Raw genomic sequence first — 19,549 nt, forward strand, 5'->3', positions numbered from 1 at the left:
CAGGCACCCTCCCCTTTATCCGATGCGGTAATTCGGACTTTCGCGGGTGATTTGTACATCGTGGACGTGGCTCTCTTTGAGGCCCGCCCCTGTGATTTTCACAAACGTACAATTGCGCCGCATTTCTTCGACCGTTGCATTGCCAGTATACCCCATTGCCGCGCGAAGCCCGCCGACCAATTGGTGGATGACATTGCTGGCCGTGCCCTTATACGGCACCTGTCCCTCAATGCCTTCGGGCACGAGTTTGTCGCTGGCTGCGTCTTTTTGGAAGTACCGATCCGCAGAACCACGCGCCATGGCGCCAAGGCTGCCCATACCACGGTAGGATTTAAAGCTACGGCCTTGGTAGAGAATGACTTCGCCGGGGCTTTCATCGGTTCCTGCGATCATGCTGCCGACCATGGCACAGCTTGCGCCTGCGGCGATCGCTTTGGCGAAATCGCCCGAAAATTTGATGCCACCGTCTGCAATCACAGGCACGCCACTTTCGGCCGCGCCGCGCGCACAATCCATCACGGCAGTAAGTTGTGGAACGCCCACACCGGCAACCATGCGCGTTGTGCAAATCGAACCGGGTCCAATCCCAACCTTGACGGCATTCGCCCCTGCTCCGATCAAGGCCCTCGTTGCCTCGGCTGTGGCCACGTTGCCCGCAATGATCTGAATGTCGTTTGAAACGGCCCGCGCACGCTCAACAGCGCGCGCAACACCCTCAGAGTGGCCGTGGGCCGTGTCGATCACCACAATATCCACTCCAGCATCAATCAGCGCCATCGTGCGTTCAAATCCTGCGTCGCCCGTTGTTGTCGCCGCAGCAACCCGCAGCCGTCCAAGATCGTCTTTGGTGGCGTCTGGGTTCAAAACGGCTTGCTCGGAGTCTTTGAGGGTCAGCAAACCGGTCAATTTACCGTCGCTATCCGTCACAAGGAGTTTTTCGATCCGGCGGGCCTGCATCAAGGAACGCGCCTCTGCGAGGTCAGCAGGTTCACGCAAGATGGCTAGATCCGTACCCGTCATCATTGCCGAAACAGGCGTTTTATCGTCAGTTGCAAACCGCATATCGCGATTGGTCACAATGCCAACAACCCGTCCGGAACCGTCCACAACCGGAAATCCAGAAATCCTGTAGCGTTCCATGAGCGCCTTGGCATCGGCCAGCGTTTGCTCGGCGCGCAGGGTGATGGGATTGAAAACAATGCCGCTCTCGAAGCGTTTTACACGGCGCACTTGGCGCGCTTGCTCCTCAACATCAAGATTGCGGTGGATAACACCCATCCCGCCGGCCTGGGCCATCGCAATCGCCATGCGATCCTCGGTGACCGTATCCATCGCAGAGCTCAGCAACGGGATGTTAAGACGAATAGATTTCGTCACAAACGTTGAGGTATCAGCGGTGGACGGCAACACCGATGAGGCGGCCGGAACTAGTAGGACATCGTCGAAGGTAAGAGCCTCGCGAATTTCCATGGGGATTCTCCTTGGATGCTTCGTTTGACGAGGCCATATCGCATGGAACCGGACATTTAGAAACCCCTAAAGCGCGGTTTCGTGTCGATGGTCTATTTCCCAAGGGACGCGCGGGCCAGCGTCGCCCGACTTGCAAAGGCCTCGCGCATCAAAATCACGTCGCTTCCGACCGCGATAAAGCGCGCACCAAGAGCGGCGAAAGGGGCAATTTGGTCCGTGTTCCCTGCGAAAATTCCAACGGGCTTGCCCGCGGCCCGAATGCGCGCGGCGGCGTGGGTCATTGCCGCCATAACGTCTGGGTGCATCGCCTCAGGGCCATATCCCCCGACATGTCCCATATCCGTCGCCAAATCAGCGGGGCCAATAAATACGGCATCAACGCCTTCAGTATTCGCAATCGCATCGATATTCTCAATCGCGCGGGCGGATTCAACCTGCACCATCAACGCAACCTCCTGGTTCGCATTCGCCATATAGGTCGTATCCGCGCCATAGCCACTCACACGGGCCACCATGGCGCCAACGCCCCTCCGCCCCTGCGGCGCATAGCGCATAGCTTGCGCCAACTCCTGCGCTTGGGCACCGGTTTCCACCATTGGCACCAAAACCGTCTGAAACCCCAGATCCAATACCTGTTTAATCATCCAATCCGCGCCAGTGACAACTCGCACGGCGACGGGGACATGCCCTTGAAGAACCCGCAATTGGTCTCGCAAGGATGTTATGTCATTTGGGCCGTGTTCCCCGTCCAGAACCACCCAATCAAACCCAGCCTGCGCCGCGACTTCGGCCACGGTTGCACTCGCGGAACCGACCCACAATCCAAGGCAAGTTTCGTCACCGCGCAGAGCGGCAATCAATTCGTTTTTGGGGGTGGTCATTGGGAATCTCCACGGGAAAAAACCGAGGTTTCCACAGCGACTACGGTAACACAAGATGCCCTAGTCCCGATAAAGCAATGAACGTCCCTCGTGGAAGACATGAATTTTCTCGGGCGGTGCGGTTAATGCGACGACTGCTCCCTTTGAAACCTGCTGAATTCCGGGCAATTTAGCGACGAAGGTTTCGTCACGGCCATCCTTATGGAAATACAGCAATGTGACCTCGCCAAGCGCTTCAGTGATGGCAACCGACCCCTTATAAACTGGAATGTCCTCGGCCGGCACAAGGTCCTCCGGACGCACCCCGACATTAACCTTCTTGCCCATATCTTCAGGGCGTGTTGGCACATTGGACACCGCCCGTGTGTCATCACTCAAGGCAATCGTGGTCTGCGCCCCCGTCCCGACGATTTCGCCCGCAATCAAATTCATCGCGGGCGAGCCGATAAACTGCGCCACGAATTCGTTCTCGGGCCGCTCATACAACTCAAGTGGCGTACCAACTTGCGAAATGCCCTTGTTGGCCAAAACCACAATCCGCGTCGCCAATGTCATAGCTTCCACCTGATCATGGGTCACATAAATCATCGTGCTATCGGGCATCGCCTCTTTGAGTTGGGCAATCTCAATCCGTGTCGCCACCCGCAGGGCCGCATCAAGGTTTGAGAGCGGCTCGTCAAACAAATATACCTTTGGATCGCGCACAATCGCCCGTCCAATCGCCACCCGTTGCCGCTGCCCGCCAGAGAGTGCTTTTGGCAACCGATCCAAATAGTCGGTCAGCTGGAGCTTCTCGGCGGCCCTATTTACGGCGATGTTAATTTCCGCCTTTGGCATCTTGGCAATGCCGAGGGCAAAAGCCATGTTATCGCGTACCGTCATATGCGGATAAAGCGCATAGGATTGAAACACCATGGCAATCCCACGTTCCGCTGGCGGCACATCATTCACGACAGTTCCGTCGATTTCGAGTGACCCCGATGTGATGCGCTCAAGCCCCGCAACCATGCGTAAAAGCGTTGATTTTCCGCATCCCGACGGGCCAACAAATACAATTAATTCACCGGTTTTAATGGTCAGGTTGATATCCTTAAGGACATTCGTATTGCCGTAGGATTTGACAATGTTCGTTAATTTGAGATCTGCCATTATCCCCTCCTATGTGTGCGTGCGGCGCAAGATTGCACCTTGCCATGGCGCGAGATTTACATCCTGCGCGAGGCCGATTTCCTGCCCGATAAATTGCCAGCCCGTTGAGGGGGCAACGATCTTGTGTGCACCCTGGCCCATATTGAAATAACACAAGAGTTCCATATCGTTGCTAGACCTTTTGAATGTCAAAATGTCGCCGTTCGCTTCGAGATCGGTAAGCGTTCCAACTTTCAAAGCGGAAAGCTTAGAGCGGAAGGCCAAAACGGACTTGTAGTGATGGAAAAGTGATGCTGGATCAAGCGCTTGGGCGGAGGCGTTCAAATGAAGATGCTCCGCAGGAACCGGTAGCCACGGCTTATGCGTACTAAATCCCGCATTTGCATTCGATGGCTCCCAAACCATGGGGGTACGACATCCATCGCGCCCTTTAAATTCTGGCCAAAATTGGATTCCATAGGGATCTTGCAAGTCTTCAAAGGCAACGTCCGCCTCTTCCAAACCCAGTTCTTCGCCTTGATACAGGCAAACTGATCCCCGCAAACTACTGATAAGGATGGGAAACAGGCGTTTCGCCCCTTCCGACAAATTCCAGCGACTGGCATGGCGTGCGACATCATGATTGGAAAAGGCCCAGCATGCCCATCCATCCGAAGCGACCCGTTCGACCTCATTCAAAACCTCGGCAACCCGTGTCGCAGTCAGCGGCGTTTGTGAAAGGAATTCAAAGGCATAGCACATCTGCATCAAGTCGTCGCCAGCCGTATATTGCCCCATGATTTCAAGACCACGCTGCGCATCGCCCACTTCGCCAACTGCGGCGGCCCCGTATGGCACCATCACTGCGCGAAATTTACGAAGGAAATCAATGTTTTCCGGCTGATTTTTGGAGTAGATATGCTCCTGATGATTATAAGGGTTCACCGAAGGCGCAATTGAATCGTTCCGCGCTTCCTTTGGCAACGCAGGATTGTCACGTAACTCTTTGTCTGCAAAGTAGAAATTGATGGTATCAAGGCGAAACCCGTCTACCCCGCGCTTAAGCCAAAACCGCGCCACATCCAACAAGGCTTCCTGAACCGCAGGTTCATGGAAATTGAGGTCAGGCTGGCTGGTTAAAAAGTTGTGCAAATAATACTGGCAACGCCGCGCGTCCCACGTCCAAGCGGGTCCACCGAAGATTGACAACCAGTTGTTTGGAGGTGTTCCATCCGGCTTAGGGTCGGCCCAAACGTACCAGTTTTCTTTTTGGTTATCAGTAGATTGCCGACTTTCCTTGAACCAATCGTGCTGGTCTGATGTATGCGAAAGGACAAGGTCAATCATGACTTTCAAACCAAGAGAATGCGCCTTGGAAACCAGTGTATCAAAATCGCTCAACGTGCCAAACATCGCATCGACATCGCAATAATCGCTCACATCATATCCGAAATCCTTCATCGGTGAGGTGAAAAACGGCGAAATCCAGATAGCATCGACCCCGAGGTTAGAAATATAGTCTAACCTATTGGCAATGCCGGGCAAATCTCCGATGCCGTCGCCGGTACTGTCTTGAAAACTACGCGGGTATATTTGATAGATGACGGCTCCGCGCCACCAGTCTGGATTTGTTTCTGACGGAATCATATTCTCAACTTTGCTCATGTTATCCACCTTTGACCGAGCCCGAGAGCAACCCACGGACGAGGTATTTTTGAAGCCCGAAAAAGACGCCGAGCGGTACCGCAATGGAGACAAAGGCCGAGGCGGCAAGGATTTCCCAATCCCCCCCTCGACTGCCCAAAAGTTCGCGCAGACGTCCCGTCATCACCAATTGATCTTCGTTGTTGCCAAGAAAAACCGTCGCCACAAGCAAATCGTTCCACACCCATAGGAATTGGAAAATCGCGAAACTTGCGAGGGCTGGAAAGGACAGAGGCAAGACGATTTTTCGAAAAATATCGAAGTCCGTGGCGCCATCAACGCGGGCACTTTCGATGATTTCTCGCGGTAACCCCGCGATATAATTACGTAAAAGATAGATCGCCATGGGGAGGCCAAAGCCCGTATGAGCCAGCCAAATACCGAGATAATCTTTGCCAATTCCGATCTCATTGTGCAGCTTGAGCAGCGGGATCAGAGCCATTTGAAGCGGTACCACCAGCAGTCCAACGACCGTTGCAATCAAGAGCGATCGCCCCGGAAACTCCATCCATGCAAGGGCATAAGCCGCAAATGCCGCAATGAGGATTGGGATGATCGTTGCGGGGATTGTCACGGTAAACGTGTTGATAAAGCTACGGCCTATTCCCTCTGAAAACAAAACGTTACGATAATTGTCTAAAGTAAACTTGGGTTGCTCAAGAGAGGTTACAAAAATGCGGGTTCCCCGCGAGCCTGTTGGTTTTTCAAGCGACGTGATTTGATAGGCCCCGCCGGCGTCAACCCGAATGAAGGCCCCTTGCCGTTCCGCGACGTCGCCGGGAGCGAATTCAGTCGGGCGATTTGCGTTGATCCCGAAGGCGGTGACGACGGCGGGTTCTGGAAAAAGACTGCCCGAGATAAGCCATCCGTCGCCGTCCTCAACGGCCGTATCTGGGTCAGCACCGCGCAGCGTTAGATTGCGCTCTCCCGCCGATAGCGACGTCCACCAACCGGATGTCGAGATTTGATCACGGTCCCGAAAGGAGCTTACCAGCAAACCAAAAGTCGGAATTGTCCAGAGAACGACGAGCACCAAAACCGAAAGATTCACGACCCACGTCAGTCGCGATTTCACACCAGCAATATTATCCACTATGAAATCTCCCGACGTGCATTGCGTATATTCCAAATCATAATCGGGGTTACCAAGATCATGATCACGAGTGCCACCGTACTGGCGCGGCCATTATCGAGGCCCCTAAACATCCAATCGAACATCAAATTCGCTAGGACTTGTGTGCCCCATTGGCCGTTTGTCATGGCGAGAACGATGTCGAAAACCTTGAGTACAAGTATGGTGATTGTGGTCCAGACCACGGCGATTGTGCCCCAGATTTGAGGGACTTTGATCTTCCAAAATATCTGCAACGGGCTGGCACCATCCAGAATTGCTGCCTCGATGGTTTCTTCGGAAATCCCGCGCAGGGCGGCCGAAAGGATGACCATGGCGAAGCCCGTTTGGATCCACACCAAAATGGCCATCAAGAAGAAAGAGTTCCAAAACGGCAGGGTGATCCAAGCCTGTGGCGCGCCACCAAAATAGGTTACGATTGCGTTGAGCAGGCCGATTTGTTCTTGGCCTTCGCCACGGTAATCATAGACGAATTTCCAGATCACCGAGGCCCCGACAAATGAGATCGCCATGGGCATAAAAATAAGGGATTTAGCGAAATTCCCCCAACGGATGCGGTCTGTAAGGGCGGCGGCAATAAGGCCAAAGAACGTGGCTGCAGCGGGCACGACAACCAACCATAACATGTTGTTTTGCATGGATTCCGCGAATTTTGTATCGACCAGTAGCCATTTGTAATTATCAGCGCCAGTAAATTCCTCGCCGTTGGCATCATGCAGCGAAAGCCAGATCGACATCACAACCGGATAGACCAGATACGTTGCCAACAAAGCGATGGCGGGAAACAGGAAGAGCCAAGGGCGAATGGCGGAAGCACGGTTGATATTGCGGCCCGCGTTCACACCGCGTGCGGGGTACTTCCAGTCGAGTAAAAAGTTGGAGAAGAAGTAATAGGCCACACAGCCAAAGACGCCTGCTACAACGGTAAAAAGGGCCCAGAAAAGCTGTTCCATCGCGACCTCGCCAATAAAAGAAAGTGGGGGAATTCAGGGGTGCGAAGGCCCCGCATTCACGCGGGACCTTCTAAGAGGGCGTTAGGCTTACTTAATGCCGTCCCAAGTGTTTTGGATGTCAGCGGCCACATCTTCGGCGGATTTCCCACCAGTGTAATCCACCATGCCGGTCCAGAAAACACCTGCGCCGATCGCACCGGGCATCAGGTCGGACCCATCAAAGCGGAAGGTATCTGCGCCCAAGAGGATTTCCCCCATTTTGCGTTGTGCATCGCTTTCGTATACAGCGGGATTCACGCCATTGTGCGGGGTAAGGAAGCCACCTTGTGCCATCCAAATCTCGTGAGCGAGGGGCGATTTAATGTAGTCCATAAAGGCGCGCGCCCCTTTGGAATCCTGCGTGATTGTCGCAACGGTTCCGGCTCCCAAAACTGGCTTGCCGAGGTCTTTGCTGGCATAGGCTGGGAAGTAGAAGAAGTCAGCATCTTCACCCATAACCGTGCCTTCAGGGAAGAACGCGGGAATGAAGCTGGCTTGACGGTGCAAATAGCATTGCGGGGGGGATTCAAAGAGACCTTTGGGGCTATCGCGGAAGTCCGTGGAAGCCACGGTCCCTGCGCCACCGGCAACATAGGCGTCGTTGCGGGCGAAAGCGCCGAATTCTTCGATCGCGGCAATAATCGCGGGGTCATTGAACGGGATTTCGTTGGCAACCCATTGGTCATAGACGGAAGGTGGCGATGTGCGCAAAAGCATATCTTCAACCCAGTCGGTTGCAGGCCAGCCGGTCGCGGACCCTGATCCCAGACCGATACACCATGGTGTGCCGCCATCCGCAACGATTTGTTCGGAAAGCGCTTTCAACTCTTCCATCGATTGCGGAATTTCGTAACCTGCATCCTCAAAATTCTCGGGCACATACCAAACCAGCGATTTCAGGTCGGCACGATAAAACAGGCCGTAGAACTGATCGTTGCCGTCTTTGTCGGCATAGGTTGCCAAATCAACCCAAGACTGCCCCGCCGCGTAGTTTTCGCGCACCCAGTCAGCATCTGTGCTTTCAAGTGGCGAAAGCAAGCCTTTGGCCGCGAGGTTTGCCGCAAGGCCAGGCTGTGGGAAAATTGCGATATTTGGCGGGGAACCTGCTTCGGTATCGATCAGAATTTGTTGCTCAAAACTGTCGGAACCAGAATACTGTACGTCGATGCCGGTGGCCTCTTCAAAGTAGGCTGCTGCGGATTCAAAACGGTCTTTTTCTTCGCCGAGCCACGGGCCGAATACGGTCACTGTCTCACCGGATAAATCCATGGACTTAAGGGCTTCGTAACTCTCCCAGTTAAAATCCCCCTCGCCCGGTGTAAACAGAAGGTCGGCCTGCGCCGTCCCTGCGGTGAGTGCGATCACGGCCGCACCAGTCAACAATTTGTGTTTCATTTTCTTCCTCCCAAGTAGCGCTGAGCGCTTTGTTTTTTTTCCAAAGCGCTTTTGAAGGGTACGACCACAGTGGATGAAAAGTCGAATCGTAAAAACCAAAGCGCTTTGGAAAAAATACAATTGCGCAGATTCTCCAAAAAGTCAACGGGGAACAAATCCCACTTCAATGCAGGTAAATATCCCTATTTTTATAAGATTTTTGTTTTCTTTGACCTTGGAATAATTTAGGTCTATCGTTTCCAACTTAAATCTAAGCGCTTTGAGAAACCCATGAACCTTAAATCTCTTTCTGACATCCTTGGCCTCAGCCAAACCACGGTGAGCCGCGCCCTAAACGGCTATCCCGAGGTGAGCGAGAAAACGCGCCTTAAGGTTCTGGCAGCGGCGCGCAAGCATCATTACAGCCCTAATACCCGCGCCCAAAGTCTGGCAACGGGGCGCGCAATGGCCATTGGACACGTTATTCCCATGTCCAACAATCACGAGATGGTTAACCCGATTTTTGGCGATTTCATCGCGGGGGCCGGGGTCGCCTATTCAAATGCTGGCTATGACATGCTGTTATCTGTTGTTCAGGACGATGATGAGGAGCAAGCCTATCGGCGGATGGCGGCGCGTGGGTCTGTGGATGGGATCATCGTACACGGCCCCAGAAAAGACGATCCGCGCGTTGCATTGTTACAGGAGATCGGCCTGCCATTTGTGGTGCATGGGCGCATGATGGGCAATGATAAGGGGTATTCGTGGCTCGACATCAACAATACACGCTCTTTTAAACGGGCAACCGATTTGCTGCTTGATTTAGGGCACCGCCGCATCGCCTTACTGAATGGGCTGGAAACCATGGATTTTGCGTCCCGCCGCCGCGCGGGCTTTGTCGAGGCTATTTCGGAGCGTGGTATCGCACCCGACCCCTCCCTGATGTTTAGCACGGAGATGACGGAACAATTCGGCTATGATATCAGCAGGAAACTCCTCGCAGACGATAATCCTCCGACCGCTATCATCGCGTCCTCCTATCTGATGGCGATTGGAATTCGGCGGGCGATTGGGCGTGCGGGTCTTTTGATAGGACGCGATGTATCGGTGGTGACCCATGACGATGATTTGTCCTATTTGCGCAATGGCGACAGCATCCCAACCTTTACCGCCACACGGTCCTCTGTCAGGGACGCGGGCAGCCAATGCGCCAAAATTCTCTTGCAATCGATTACATCAGGCAGTACCCAACCTGTGCAAGAGCTTTGGGAGGCAGAACTTATGGTTGGGAGCTCAACGGGCCCTGCCCCACAGCGTTAAGCGGATGAGGCAAAGCCGGGAGCGAATAACAGGGGTATTTTCTTTTCACCAAATGACTTAGATATCCCTGAAAATTCGTGCGCGGTTGATAAACCCCACTCGCAGGATAAAAGGCCATACGATGACACATACGACAGCTTCGAACCGCTATTCTTTGTTGGCCGATATCGGCGGCACAAATACGCGCGTCGCCCTAAGTGAAGGGACACGGGTTCTTGAGGCCTCAATCCAGCGTTTTAGCAATGCCAAATACCCTGACCTTGTCACGATCCTAAAACAATATGTGTCCGAACAGGGCAATGTGGACTGTTCGGGCGTGTGTGTTGCCGTGGCGGGTCCGGTTCGAGATCGCGTCGCCACCATGACGAATTTGAACTGGACGATAGAACCAGACTCATTGGCGGCAGCGACGGGCGCGGAAATTGTTTCAATTTTGAATGACCTTCAAGCGCAGGGTCACGCCTTAGGTCATCTCAAATCCTCCGAACTTACGCCGATTTCAACAGGCAAAGAAGCCGGACCGAATGCCGCCAAATTGGTGATTGGAGTCGGGACCGGATTTAACGCAGCCGCCGTATACGACACCGCCGGTGGCCGTCTCGTAACCCCATCCGAATGTGGGCATATTACCATGCCTGCGCGCGACGAAGCGGACTTGAGCCTCAGTCGTTACGTGCAAAGCTCCCACGGATTTCCCGGCGTGGAGGAAGTTATTTCCGGGCGCGGACTTGAGAGGATATATGCATGGTATAGCGCTGAAATTGCTCAGAAAACCATAAAATCCGCTGCCGAAATTATGGCTTCAATTGTAGCAAAGGATGACCCTCTGGCCGTCCGGACCCTTACCACATTCTGTCGCATTTTGGGTGCGGTTGTTGGCGATCTTGCCCTCATCCATTTGCCATTTGGCGGTATCTATTTAGTGGGCGGCGTGTCGCGCGCCATGGTGCCCTATCTCGCGGACTATGGTTTTTCGACCGCATTCCGAGACAAGGGGCGGTTCTCTACATTTGTCGACAATTTTTCCATCACCGCGATTGAAGACGATTACGCAGCATTAATTGGCTGTGCGCAACATCTCTCAAATTTGAGCAAATGAAACTCCCCTTGAAGTAAGCTATTTTTAACAACCCATCCCCTACACCTGTTTTCATCGACCGGAACAACAGGGGATTCACGTGGCGAACTCGAAACTTCATTCACATGGTGCGGCGCTATGACCGCCCGCATTCAATTGCAAGGCCGCCTAGGTCTCAGCGATGCTGAGCCATTGGCCAATCGATTGCGGTCCCTTCGCGGCGCTGACATTGATGTCGATGCCTCTCAAGTGACCCACCTTGGCACCCTTTGCCAACAAGTTCTACTTTCAGCAGCTTCCGAATGGCACGGTGCAGGGCACGAATTAAAACTCGTGAATTCAACCGACGCCTGTGTGGATCAATTGGCCCTTTGCGGCCTTACGCCCGAATCTTTTGAGGAGAACAGCAAGTGAGCCTAAATATCCTAGCCGTAGACGACAGCCGAACCATGCGCGACATGATCAGTTTGGCCCTGCGCCAAGCCGGTTTTGAACCGACTCTAGCCGAGGATGGACAACATGGGCTTGAAGTTCTCGAGGATTTCACCCCTGACGCTATTATCACTGATATCAATATGCCCCGCTTGGATGGCTTTGGCTTTATCGATGCGGTCCGCAAAATACCAGAGCGCCGATCAATCCCGATATTGGTTCTCACAACTGAGAGCGCACCGGAATTAAAAGCGCGCGCTCGCGCATCGGGTGCGACGGGGTGGATTGTAAAACCTTTTGACCCGTCAAAGCTGGTACGCGCCTTACAAATGGTCACCGGATAAGGATTTTCTTATGAGTGAACAAATTGATCCAATGGCGGAAATCCGCACCGCGTTTTTTCAAGAGTGTGAAGAACTCCTTGAAGCGCTGCAGGACGGGCTTATGTCCATGGAGGACGGCTCTAGCGACGGCGAAACGATCAATGTCGTTTTCCGAGCGGTCCATTCAATCAAAGGCGGCGCTGGCGCTTTTGGCTTGGATGAGTTGGTTCGATTTGCCCACCGATACGAAACCACTCTAGATCATGTTAGATCAGGCACACTTGCCCCGGAGGGTGATGCGCTAAAGGTATTCTTTCGCGCCGCAGACCTCCTAAGTGACATCGTTCGCGCCTCGCGGGATGCGACAGAGACGGACAAAACGCCCATAAACGAGGTTCTCGAACTTCTTCTAGACCTTATTGGTGGCGAAGAGGAAGAAGAAGAGGAAATGGATCCCGCAGATTTTGTCGCAACTGGTGTTGGATTCTCACTGGACTTGCCGGGACTGGACATGGATCTTCCCGCGTTTGACGAGCCGGATGTTGCCTTTCCCGACATCTCCGATTTGCCTGTCGACGTGGTTCCGGAAGACTGCAACGGTACCGTCAACGAAAAGACTGTTTCTCAACCCGACGAAGACCCGTTGAACGCGTATAAAATTTCGTTCACACCAACAAGTGAGCTTTACGCCACTGGTAACGAGCCCATTTTCATTTTCCGAACGCTTCGAAATATGGGGAAAATGTCCATCAACGTGGATCAAAGCAACCTCCCGGACCTCGAAGACCTTGCTGCGGAAGAAAATTACCTAACGTGGAACATTATTCTCGTCACTGATGAGAGCAAAGCGCAAATATTGGAAGCTTTTGATTTTGTTGCAGACATTTGCGAGCTCACGATTGAAGCGACAAAACTCCTACCCGTTGAACTTGAAATTGTTTCCCAGTCGACAGATGCTTCACAGACCAAGGTCGACAAACTGTTACCCTCTAAGGCTGAAGATCCGATTCCAAGCACAGTCCAGGTGAGCCCAATAGCCCCTGCCAGTGCTGAAAGCCCCGATGATGTAGTAGATTCCACACCTTCAAATCTAGATGTCAAACCTGTGCCACAAGAAGGGCCCCGCCGCCCAGAAGAGGAGACCGCGGCAATTGCAACCAAGCCCCGTGCCACCGTGCGCGTGGACCTAGAACGTGTGGATCGTCTTGTAAATCTAGTTGGTGAGTTGGTCATAAATCAAGCAATGCTATCGCAAAGTGTTGCCGAAGCTGGCCTTCCCTCGAATGCCCCCGTTTTTACAGGTTTGGACGAGTTACAACAGCTCACGCGGGATATTCAAGACAGCGTTATGATGATCCGCGCGCAGCCAGTAAAAACGCTTTTCCAGCGCATGGCACGAATTGTGCGCGAATCTTCGGCAGCCGTAGAAAAAGAGGTCCATTTAGACACTGTTGGCGAAGGCACCGAAGTGGATAAAACGGTCATAGAACGACTGGCTGACCCCTTAACACATATGATACGAAATGCGGTTGATCACGGGCTTGAAAACACCCAAGATCGATTGGCCGCTGGGAAGCCCCGCGTTGGTGTCATTTCACTCTCGGCGCGCCATCGCTCTGGGCGCGTGGTCATCGATGTCAGCGACGACGGAGGAGGCATAAATCGCCCCAAAGTCCTCGAGAAGGCGATTGCCAAAGGGCTTGTCGCCGACGACGCGCAACTCACCGATAGTGAAATCGATAATATTCTCTTTCTCCCAGGTTTCTCGACGGCAGATCAGATTTCCAACCTTTCCGGTCGCGGAGTTGGCATGGACGTTGTGCGCAGTGCCATACAATCGCTGGGTGGGCGCGTTACGATTACTTCGACTGCTGGCGTTGGAACCACTTTTTCAATCAGCCTGCCCCTTACGTTGGCGGTTTTGGACGGAATGGTCATTCAGGTTGCCGGTCAAACGCTAGTCATTCCTCTAAATACAATTGACGAAACGCTCACACTTGGCGAAGGCGATATCAGCTCATTTGGGCCACACACTTCGGTCGTTAGGGTTCGAAATGGGTTCGTCCCCCTTCTCGACTTGGGGTCTGAACTTGGCTACCGCAAACCGCAAGCTGACTACGTGGGTTCAATCGTTCTCCTCATTGCCCACGAAGATGGAAGCCGCGCGGCTTTAGTCGTCGATGAGATTAGGGACCAAAGGCAAGTCGTGATCAAAGGCCTCCAAGAAGGATATGGTCGCGTCCCAGGAATTGCCGCGGCGACCATTCTTGGCGATGGCCAAATTGCACTCATTCTAGATCCCGTTGACATCGTTTCGGGCGCATCAGGATGTACAGTTCCCTCTGAAACCCCAATCGAATTAGCAGGTTAGATCAGATGACAAATACAGCAACAGAAAAAACTATTTCAGAACTTGAACTATTATCGTTTCGAGTTGGTGAACAGGAGTATGCGGTCGATATCATGTCGGTGCGAGAAATTAGAGGATGGACACGGGCAACACCTTTGCCACACTCGCCTCACTTCGTGCGCGGGGTGATCAATCTGCGCGGAACCGTTCTTCCGATAATAGATTTAGCTGCGAGACTTGGTCAAAACATGACTGAAACTTCGGCCCGAAATGTGTTTATCGTCGTACAATCTGAGGACGAAGTCGTTGGACTCCTTGTCGATGCGGTTTCCGATATCCTCACAGTTACGACGGATGAACTTCAAGCGCCTCCTGACATGGCAGCTGACGCAAACCAAAACTTCGTAAGCGCGTTGACGATTGTAGACGACCGTATGCTACGCGTTCTAGACTTGCGTGCGGCATTACTTTCAGCTCCGCTGGAGGTCGTATGAACGCACTTAACCCCAGCGCTGCAGACGACGTTGGCGGGATGACTCCCGACCAATTTGCGATTATTTCGTCCCTGGCCCACAAAGAAGCTGGGCTGGTGTTTCCAGTTTCGAAATCCGCGCTTGTATCTTCACGGCTGGTCAAACGTCTTCGCGAAACCAATATCGTAAACTTTGACGACTACTGCCAGTTCGTTTCATCTCCGGATGGAAAGAATGAGTTGCGGCTCATGATTTCTGCGCTGACAACAAATATCTCGAGTTTTTTTAGGGAAAATCATCACTTTGAATACTTGAAAACCGACGTTTTTCCCGATCTAGCGCGTCGTGCCAAAGCTGGGAACAGAATTCGTATCTGGTCTGCAGGCTGCTCTGTGGGAATGGAGGCCTATTCCATTGGAATGACGCTACTCGAAATCCTTCCGCAAGCTTCAAGCCTTGATGTTAAAATTTTGGCTTCAGATATCGATCCGAAAGTTTTGATTGTTGGAAAAAATGGCACATTCGATGAACGGCAGTTGAGTGCAATTCCACAAGAACTCCGAAAAAAGTACTTCGACAACCCGAGTTCGACAGAGCTGGGAAAATTCCAAGCACACCCAGATCTGCTATCTCTAACCACGTTTCGGGAACTGAATTTATTGGAAAAATGGCCAATATCCGGAAGTTTTGACATTATCTTTTGCCGAAATACGGTGATTTACTTCGATGACAAAACTCAAAACAAACTTTGGCCACGATTTCAAAACGCGCTTGCGCCAGAGGGATGGTTATTCGTCGGGCACTCTGAACGCGTTCCGGAAACATCGAACACCGATTTCGAGAATCGTGGCATGACAATATACAGACGAAGCCCTCGTCCAACTACTTAAAACGACAAACTGTCGCAAACGAGCAATATTGGTAAAGGAAAAAGCCATGTCTTTAAGAGATCAATTACGCGTCATGGTTGTGGATGACATGTCCACAAGTCGAGGGCTTCTCACTCAGGCTTTGGATGGGTTTGGCGTTAGAAATGTTGGTAGTGTTGCAGACGGGCAAGCTGCCCTTGTTGCCTTAGAACGTTCGCCAGTTCATCTTGTCATTTCTGATTATAATATGCCTGGCATGGATGGTTTGCACCTTTTACACGCATTACGTCAGGGACCAAAAACAAAAGGTGTCGGATTTATTCTGATTACTGGACGTGCAGATCGTGAAATCATTGAAAAAGGTAAACAATTGGGAATGAATAATTTCCTAAAAAAGCCTTTTGATCCAGTCCAACTGAGGGCATGCATAGAAGCCGTTGTAGGGCGACTGTAGCTTTGAAAACCACAACGATCCAAACACCAAACGAAGACCTTGAACACGCAAATATCGATGTGAGTGTCTTACTGGGGCGTGTTGCTATTGAACTTTCCGGAATCGCAGAATCCGCAAGTTCAGTTCAACATGCGCTAGGTAGAACAATGGATCAGGTTTCGGATTTGTGTGATGTGCCAATCATAGAATTTCAGGCTTTGGACCGGATGCAGCAGAAACTTGAAGACCTTAGCAAACTGTCGATCCTCCTATCAGATGCAACCAATGGGACCTCGGAACAATATGTTACGTCTATTCAATTGAGGGAAACGCTTCGCCTCACAAGCCTTACTGGCCGTCTTGAGGGGAACGATGCGGATACGTTTGAGTCCACAGAGAACAACGGTGAAGGTAACTTGACGCTGTTCTAATAAATATCAACTTGAAATACGAAAATGACACTTGGTAACGCAAACCAACTCCTAGCGGGCGACAACGTAGACGAAAAAGGCCCCTAGATCACTAGGGGCCTTTTTCGTCATTTCGTGTCTCAAGCCACCACTATTTACCGGCTGACCACCAACCCAATTTCTTAGGTTTGGCTGGAACGTTTTCTGCAAGAACAGCACTCTCGCTTGTTGCATCGACTACCGGTTCGGACACGATTTCAACAATCGTATCTTTCTTAGCTTTCGGAACCGCTTTCGCGCGCTTGCGCGGCGGTTTAGGCACGTCAGTCACCTCCGCCACTTCCGCAGCACTCTCCTCGCCAGCCGCAACTTTTGGTTTTCGCGGCGCGCGTTTGCGAGGTGTTTTGGGTTTTTCAACCTCTTGCACTGTTTCCGAAGGAGGTTCGGTCACAGGTGCAACATTGTCACTGCCTTCTTCGGTATGATTGGCATCGGCAAGTGCTTCGACCGCAGGTTTTTTACGCGGAGCACGTTTTCGCACGGGTTTTTTGACGGTCGTATCAATTGAGTCACTTTGTGAACCGCCTGGTTCAACTTCTGGAGATGTTTCCGAAGCTGCGACGTCGCCTACAGCCGTTTCATTCGTTCCCTCAGCCACCGCATCAGATTTCTTCCGACGCGGGGCACGGCGACGCTTTCCTGAAGCCTCTTCGCTAACCTCGGCCACCTGCTCCTGAGAGTTGACCGACGGTGTTACCGAATCCGCGCCAGAGGTTGCATCCACAGTCGGCGCTACATTTTCGCCCTCCGAACTTGCGTCTTGCGGGGCTTGATTGTTGCTTTCGGAATTGGAGGCATCGCTACCATTTCCACCTCTCCGACGACGACGACGGCGGCGGCGTTTCTTGGGGGTTCCGTCTTCGTTTAGCGTTGGTCCGTCATTCGGAGCTTCCGCGACGACCGGTGCCACAACGACTTCATCTTCGACTTCAAGCGCTTCAATCTCTTCGTCTAAATCATCCATCAACGAAGCATCTGCAGAGACAACAGCGGTTTCAACCGGACGCAAATTGCGCGTAGCAGTTTTAAAACGTTCGATGCTGAAATCTGGGCTGACAAGGAAAGGATCAGCTTCGATGCGCACAGACAAACCATACCGGGCTTCAATCTGCGCGATATGCTCGCGCTTATTATTCACGAGGAAATTCATGATACCCACTGGCGCTTTGAGCAGTACTTCGCGCGCCCGACGGCGGACACCCTCTTCCTCGAGCTGACGTAGAATCGCGAGCGCGAGGTTGTCATCGGAGCGGATCAGGCCCGTGCCGTGACAATGGTGACAAGGTTGTGTGGTTGCTTCGAGCATCCCCGGACGCAAGCGCTGGCGCGACATTTCCATAAGGCCGAAACCAGAAATCCGACCGACTTGAATACGAGCGCGATCGGTTTTCAATTTGTCTTTCATCCGTTTTTCAACGGCTGCATTGTTGCGGCGATCTTCCATGTCAATGAAGTCGATGACGATCAAGCCGGCTAGATCGCGCAAACGTACTTGACGCGCCACTTCTTCTGCGGCTTCAAGGTTGGTCTTGGTGGCAGTATCCTCGATTGAGCCTTCTTTTGTAGCTCGACCCGAGTTCACGTCCACAGCAACAAGTGCTTCGGTCACATCGATAACGATGTACCCACCCGATTTCAGCTGCACTGTCGGATTAAACATTCCCGCGAGATAGGTCTCGACTTGGAAACGCGCGAACAAGGGCAACGGATCGGTGTAGCGTTTTACGTTTTTCGCATGGGACGGCATGATCATTTTCATGAAGTCCTTGGCCACGCGATAGCCCGCTTCGCCTTCGACCAAAACCTCATCGATTTCGCTGTTATAAAGGTCGCGGATCGTCCGTTTGACGAGATCACCCTCTTCATAGATCTTGGCAGGGGCGATGGATTTAAGCGTTAGAGAGCGAATTTGCTCCCACAAACGTTGAAGGTATTCATAGTCACGCTTGATTTCTGGCTTGGTCCGTTCGGCCCCAGCCGTACGGACAATAAGCCCTGCCCCTTCTGGAACGTCGATCTCTTGCGCGATTTGTTTGAGTTTTTTGCGATCAGCGATATTTGTGATTTTGCGAGAAATGCCACCACCGCGTGCGGTGTTCGGCATCAAGACGCAGTAGCGACCAGCTAAAGACAAGTATGTTGTAAGCGCAGCGCCTTTATTGCCACGTTCTTCTTTCACGACTTGAACCAAAAGAATTTGGCGAACTTTAATCACTTCTTGAATTTTGTATTTCCGTGGACGGAATTTACGCGGAGCGCGCACTTCGTCTTGCACATCTTCATCTGCAACAGACTCGATACTGTCGTCTTTGTCGGTCGCTTGCAAAGGCGCGTCGTCGTCGTCACCATCATCCGAGTCATCCTCGTCCGAGGCGTCTGTTTTCACAGCTGGCGAAGTATCTTCATCTTCGGGTTCGTCTGCCGCGGGTGTATCGACCGGTGTTTCGGCCACCAATTCCATCGGAGAGCTGCCTTCAAACGCATCGGCGTTGTGGCTGTCATCGTCTTCGCCAAAATCGACGACGTCCATGCTCGATGGCCCGTCGGATTCTTTTTTCGGCGTGTCTTCTGTGATTTCTTTAGTCTCAACTGCGTCGCCCGATTTGGCTTCGGCGGCTTTTCCGCTCCGGCGACGACGGCGACGTTTTGGGTCGGGTTGCTCGTCATCTTCCTGAAGCGACTTAGCATAGGCAGCTTCCTCGGCCAAAAGCGCTTCGCGATCGGCTATGGGGATTTGATAGTAATCCGGATGAATCTCGGAGAAAGCGAGGAAACCATGGCGGTTTCCGCCATAATCAATAAACGCCGCCTGAAGCGACGGTTCAACCCGCGTTACTTTTGCAAGATATATATTGCCAGCTAGCTGGCGTCTATTTTCGGCCTCAAAGTCAAATTCCTCAACTTTGGTTCCGTCAACCACCACAACGCGAGTTTCCTCTGCGTGGGTGGCGTCGATAAGCATTTTCTTAGCCATTTGAACTCTTTGCACGCGTGCAAAACACGCCCCCCGATAAGGGCGGTGCGTCGTGCCGGGTGTCTGATTTGGGCGAAGGATGCGTCACGGGAAAATGGCAAAGTTATGGGGCTGGCAATGCCAACCTCAACTCTTTGCCTCTGTCT

Annotated in this window: 17 protein-coding genes; 9 read left to right on the forward strand and 8 right to left on the reverse strand. The window is 52.5% G+C overall.

Features of this window, described 5'->3' with window-relative positions; all coding sequences use genetic code 11:
* Nucleotides 1–15: 15 nt before the first annotated feature.
* The 7 genes from guaB to AB9F29_RS02515 form a co-directional block, all read right to left on the reverse strand.
* Entirely contained in the window at nucleotides 16–1,470 is a 1,455-nt protein-coding gene (gene guaB, locus AB9F29_RS02485; protein ID WP_369754469.1) for an IMP dehydrogenase, read from the reverse strand.
* 92 nt (nucleotides 1,471–1,562) lie between these two features.
* On the reverse strand, nucleotides 1,563–2,351 hold the full coding sequence (locus AB9F29_RS02490) for an HpcH/HpaI aldolase/citrate lyase family protein (protein WP_369754470.1): 789 nt from the start codon (nucleotides 2,349–2,351) through the stop codon (nucleotides 1,563–1,565).
* Between the two features lie 60 nt (nucleotides 2,352–2,411).
* Nucleotides 2,412–3,500: a sn-glycerol-3-phosphate ABC transporter ATP-binding protein UgpC gene (locus AB9F29_RS02495; protein ID WP_335584463.1), complete on the reverse strand. Its 1,089-nt coding sequence runs from the start codon at nucleotides 3,498–3,500 to the stop codon at nucleotides 2,412–2,414.
* A gap of 9 nt (nucleotides 3,501–3,509) precedes the next feature.
* Entirely contained in the window at nucleotides 3,510–5,144 is a 1,635-nt protein-coding gene (locus AB9F29_RS02500; protein WP_369754471.1) for an alpha-amylase family glycosyl hydrolase, read from the reverse strand.
* 1 nt (nucleotide 5,145) lies between these two features.
* The gene (locus tag AB9F29_RS02505; RefSeq protein ID WP_335584461.1) at nucleotides 5,146–6,276 is read right to left on the reverse strand and encodes an ABC transporter permease subunit; all 1,131 of its coding nucleotides are present in this window, start codon (nucleotides 6,274–6,276) and stop codon (nucleotides 5,146–5,148) included.
* On the reverse strand, nucleotides 6,276–7,268 hold the full coding sequence (locus AB9F29_RS02510) for a sugar ABC transporter permease (protein ID WP_335584460.1): 993 nt from the start codon (nucleotides 7,266–7,268) through the stop codon (nucleotides 6,276–6,278). Before AB9F29_RS02510 ends, AB9F29_RS02505 begins: the two co-directional genes overlap by 1 nt.
* 87 nt (nucleotides 7,269–7,355) lie before the next feature.
* Complete coding sequence (locus AB9F29_RS02515; protein WP_039000827.1) at nucleotides 7,356–8,702, reverse strand: extracellular solute-binding protein; 1,347 nt, start codon at nucleotides 8,700–8,702, stop codon at nucleotides 7,356–7,358.
* Nucleotides 8,703–8,972: 270 nt separating this feature from the next.
* Here AB9F29_RS02515 and AB9F29_RS02520 point away from each other — a divergent pair, with 270 nt between their 5' ends.
* From AB9F29_RS02520 to AB9F29_RS02560, 9 genes are all read left to right on the forward strand, one after another.
* Nucleotides 8,973–10,001, forward strand: coding sequence for a substrate-binding domain-containing protein (locus tag AB9F29_RS02520; protein WP_369754472.1), 1,029 nt, complete (start codon nucleotides 8,973–8,975; stop codon nucleotides 9,999–10,001).
* Nucleotides 10,002–10,122: 121 nt separating this feature from the next.
* Nucleotides 10,123–11,100, forward strand: a complete 978-nt coding sequence (locus AB9F29_RS02525) for an ROK family protein (protein WP_369754473.1) — start codon at nucleotides 10,123–10,125, stop codon at nucleotides 11,098–11,100.
* 117 nt (nucleotides 11,101–11,217) lie between these two features.
* Nucleotides 11,218–11,493, forward strand: a complete 276-nt coding sequence (locus tag AB9F29_RS02530; protein WP_335584456.1) for an STAS domain-containing protein — start codon at nucleotides 11,218–11,220, stop codon at nucleotides 11,491–11,493.
* A complete protein-coding gene (locus AB9F29_RS02535) occupies nucleotides 11,490–11,855 on the forward strand; it encodes a response regulator (RefSeq protein WP_039000832.1) in 366 nt (121 codons plus the stop codon). Before AB9F29_RS02530 ends, AB9F29_RS02535 begins: the two co-directional genes overlap by 4 nt.
* Before the next feature lie 10 nt (nucleotides 11,856–11,865).
* Complete coding sequence (locus tag AB9F29_RS02540) at nucleotides 11,866–14,205, forward strand: chemotaxis protein CheA (protein WP_335584455.1); 2,340 nt, start codon at nucleotides 11,866–11,868, stop codon at nucleotides 14,203–14,205.
* A gap of 5 nt (nucleotides 14,206–14,210) precedes the next feature.
* A complete protein-coding gene (locus tag AB9F29_RS02545) occupies nucleotides 14,211–14,678 on the forward strand; it encodes a chemotaxis protein CheW (RefSeq protein ID WP_039000833.1) in 468 nt (155 codons plus the stop codon).
* Nucleotides 14,675–15,547, forward strand: coding sequence for a protein-glutamate O-methyltransferase (locus tag AB9F29_RS02550; protein ID WP_335584454.1), 873 nt, complete (start codon nucleotides 14,675–14,677; stop codon nucleotides 15,545–15,547). Before AB9F29_RS02545 ends, AB9F29_RS02550 begins: the two co-directional genes overlap by 4 nt.
* Nucleotides 15,548–15,593: 46 nt before the next feature.
* Nucleotides 15,594–15,980, forward strand: coding sequence for a response regulator (locus tag AB9F29_RS02555; RefSeq protein WP_039000835.1), 387 nt, complete (start codon nucleotides 15,594–15,596; stop codon nucleotides 15,978–15,980).
* A gap of 2 nt (nucleotides 15,981–15,982) precedes the next feature.
* Nucleotides 15,983–16,390, forward strand: coding sequence for a hypothetical protein (locus AB9F29_RS02560; RefSeq protein ID WP_369754474.1), 408 nt, complete (start codon nucleotides 15,983–15,985; stop codon nucleotides 16,388–16,390).
* A 130-nt stretch (nucleotides 16,391–16,520) separates the two neighbouring features.
* On the opposite strand, the gene AB9F29_RS02565 is transcribed toward AB9F29_RS02560, so the two are convergent.
* Nucleotides 16,521–19,403, reverse strand: a complete 2,883-nt coding sequence (locus AB9F29_RS02565) for an Rne/Rng family ribonuclease (RefSeq protein WP_369754475.1) — start codon at nucleotides 19,401–19,403, stop codon at nucleotides 16,521–16,523.
* Nucleotides 19,404–19,549: the final 146 nt, after the last annotated feature.

This window comes from Falsihalocynthiibacter sp. S25ZX9 (genome assembly GCF_041205405.1).
Taxonomy (GTDB): domain Bacteria; phylum Pseudomonadota; class Alphaproteobacteria; order Rhodobacterales; family Rhodobacteraceae; genus Falsihalocynthiibacter; species Falsihalocynthiibacter arcticus.

Excerpts from the sequence above, each read along its gene's own strand:
- AB9F29_RS02515 (WP_039000827.1), bottom strand. The coding sequence starts at position 8,702 with ATGAAACACAAATTGTTGACTGGTGCGGCCGTGATCGCACTCACCGCA.
- AB9F29_RS02495 (WP_335584463.1), bottom strand. The coding sequence starts at position 3,500 with ATGGCAGATCTCAAATTAACGAACATTGTCAAATCCTACGGCAATACG.
- AB9F29_RS02550 (WP_335584454.1), top strand. The coding sequence starts at position 14,675 with ATGAACGCACTTAACCCCAGCGCTGCAGACGACGTTGGCGGGATGACT.
- AB9F29_RS02490 (WP_369754470.1), bottom strand. The coding sequence starts at position 2,351 with ATGACCACCCCCAAAAACGAATTGATTGCCGCTCTGCGCGGTGACGAA.
- AB9F29_RS02500 (WP_369754471.1), bottom strand. The coding sequence starts at position 5,144 with ATGAGCAAAGTTGAGAATATGATTCCGTCAGAAACAAATCCAGACTGG.
- AB9F29_RS02565 (WP_369754475.1), bottom strand. The coding sequence starts at position 19,403 with ATGGCTAAGAAAATGCTTATCGACGCCACCCACGCAGAGGAAACTCGC.
- guaB (WP_369754469.1), bottom strand. The coding sequence starts at position 1,470 with ATGGAAATTCGCGAGGCTCTTACCTTCGACGATGTCCTACTAGTTCCG.
- AB9F29_RS02530 (WP_335584456.1), top strand. The coding sequence starts at position 11,218 with ATGACCGCCCGCATTCAATTGCAAGGCCGCCTAGGTCTCAGCGATGCT.
- AB9F29_RS02525 (WP_369754473.1), top strand. The coding sequence starts at position 10,123 with ATGACACATACGACAGCTTCGAACCGCTATTCTTTGTTGGCCGATATC.
- AB9F29_RS02510 (WP_335584460.1), bottom strand. The coding sequence starts at position 7,268 with ATGGAACAGCTTTTCTGGGCCCTTTTTACCGTTGTAGCAGGCGTCTTT.
- AB9F29_RS02520 (WP_369754472.1), top strand. The coding sequence starts at position 8,973 with ATGAACCTTAAATCTCTTTCTGACATCCTTGGCCTCAGCCAAACCACG.
- AB9F29_RS02545 (WP_039000833.1), top strand. The coding sequence starts at position 14,211 with ATGACAAATACAGCAACAGAAAAAACTATTTCAGAACTTGAACTATTA.
- AB9F29_RS02540 (WP_335584455.1), top strand. The coding sequence starts at position 11,866 with ATGAGTGAACAAATTGATCCAATGGCGGAAATCCGCACCGCGTTTTTT.
- AB9F29_RS02555 (WP_039000835.1), top strand. The coding sequence starts at position 15,594 with ATGTCTTTAAGAGATCAATTACGCGTCATGGTTGTGGATGACATGTCC.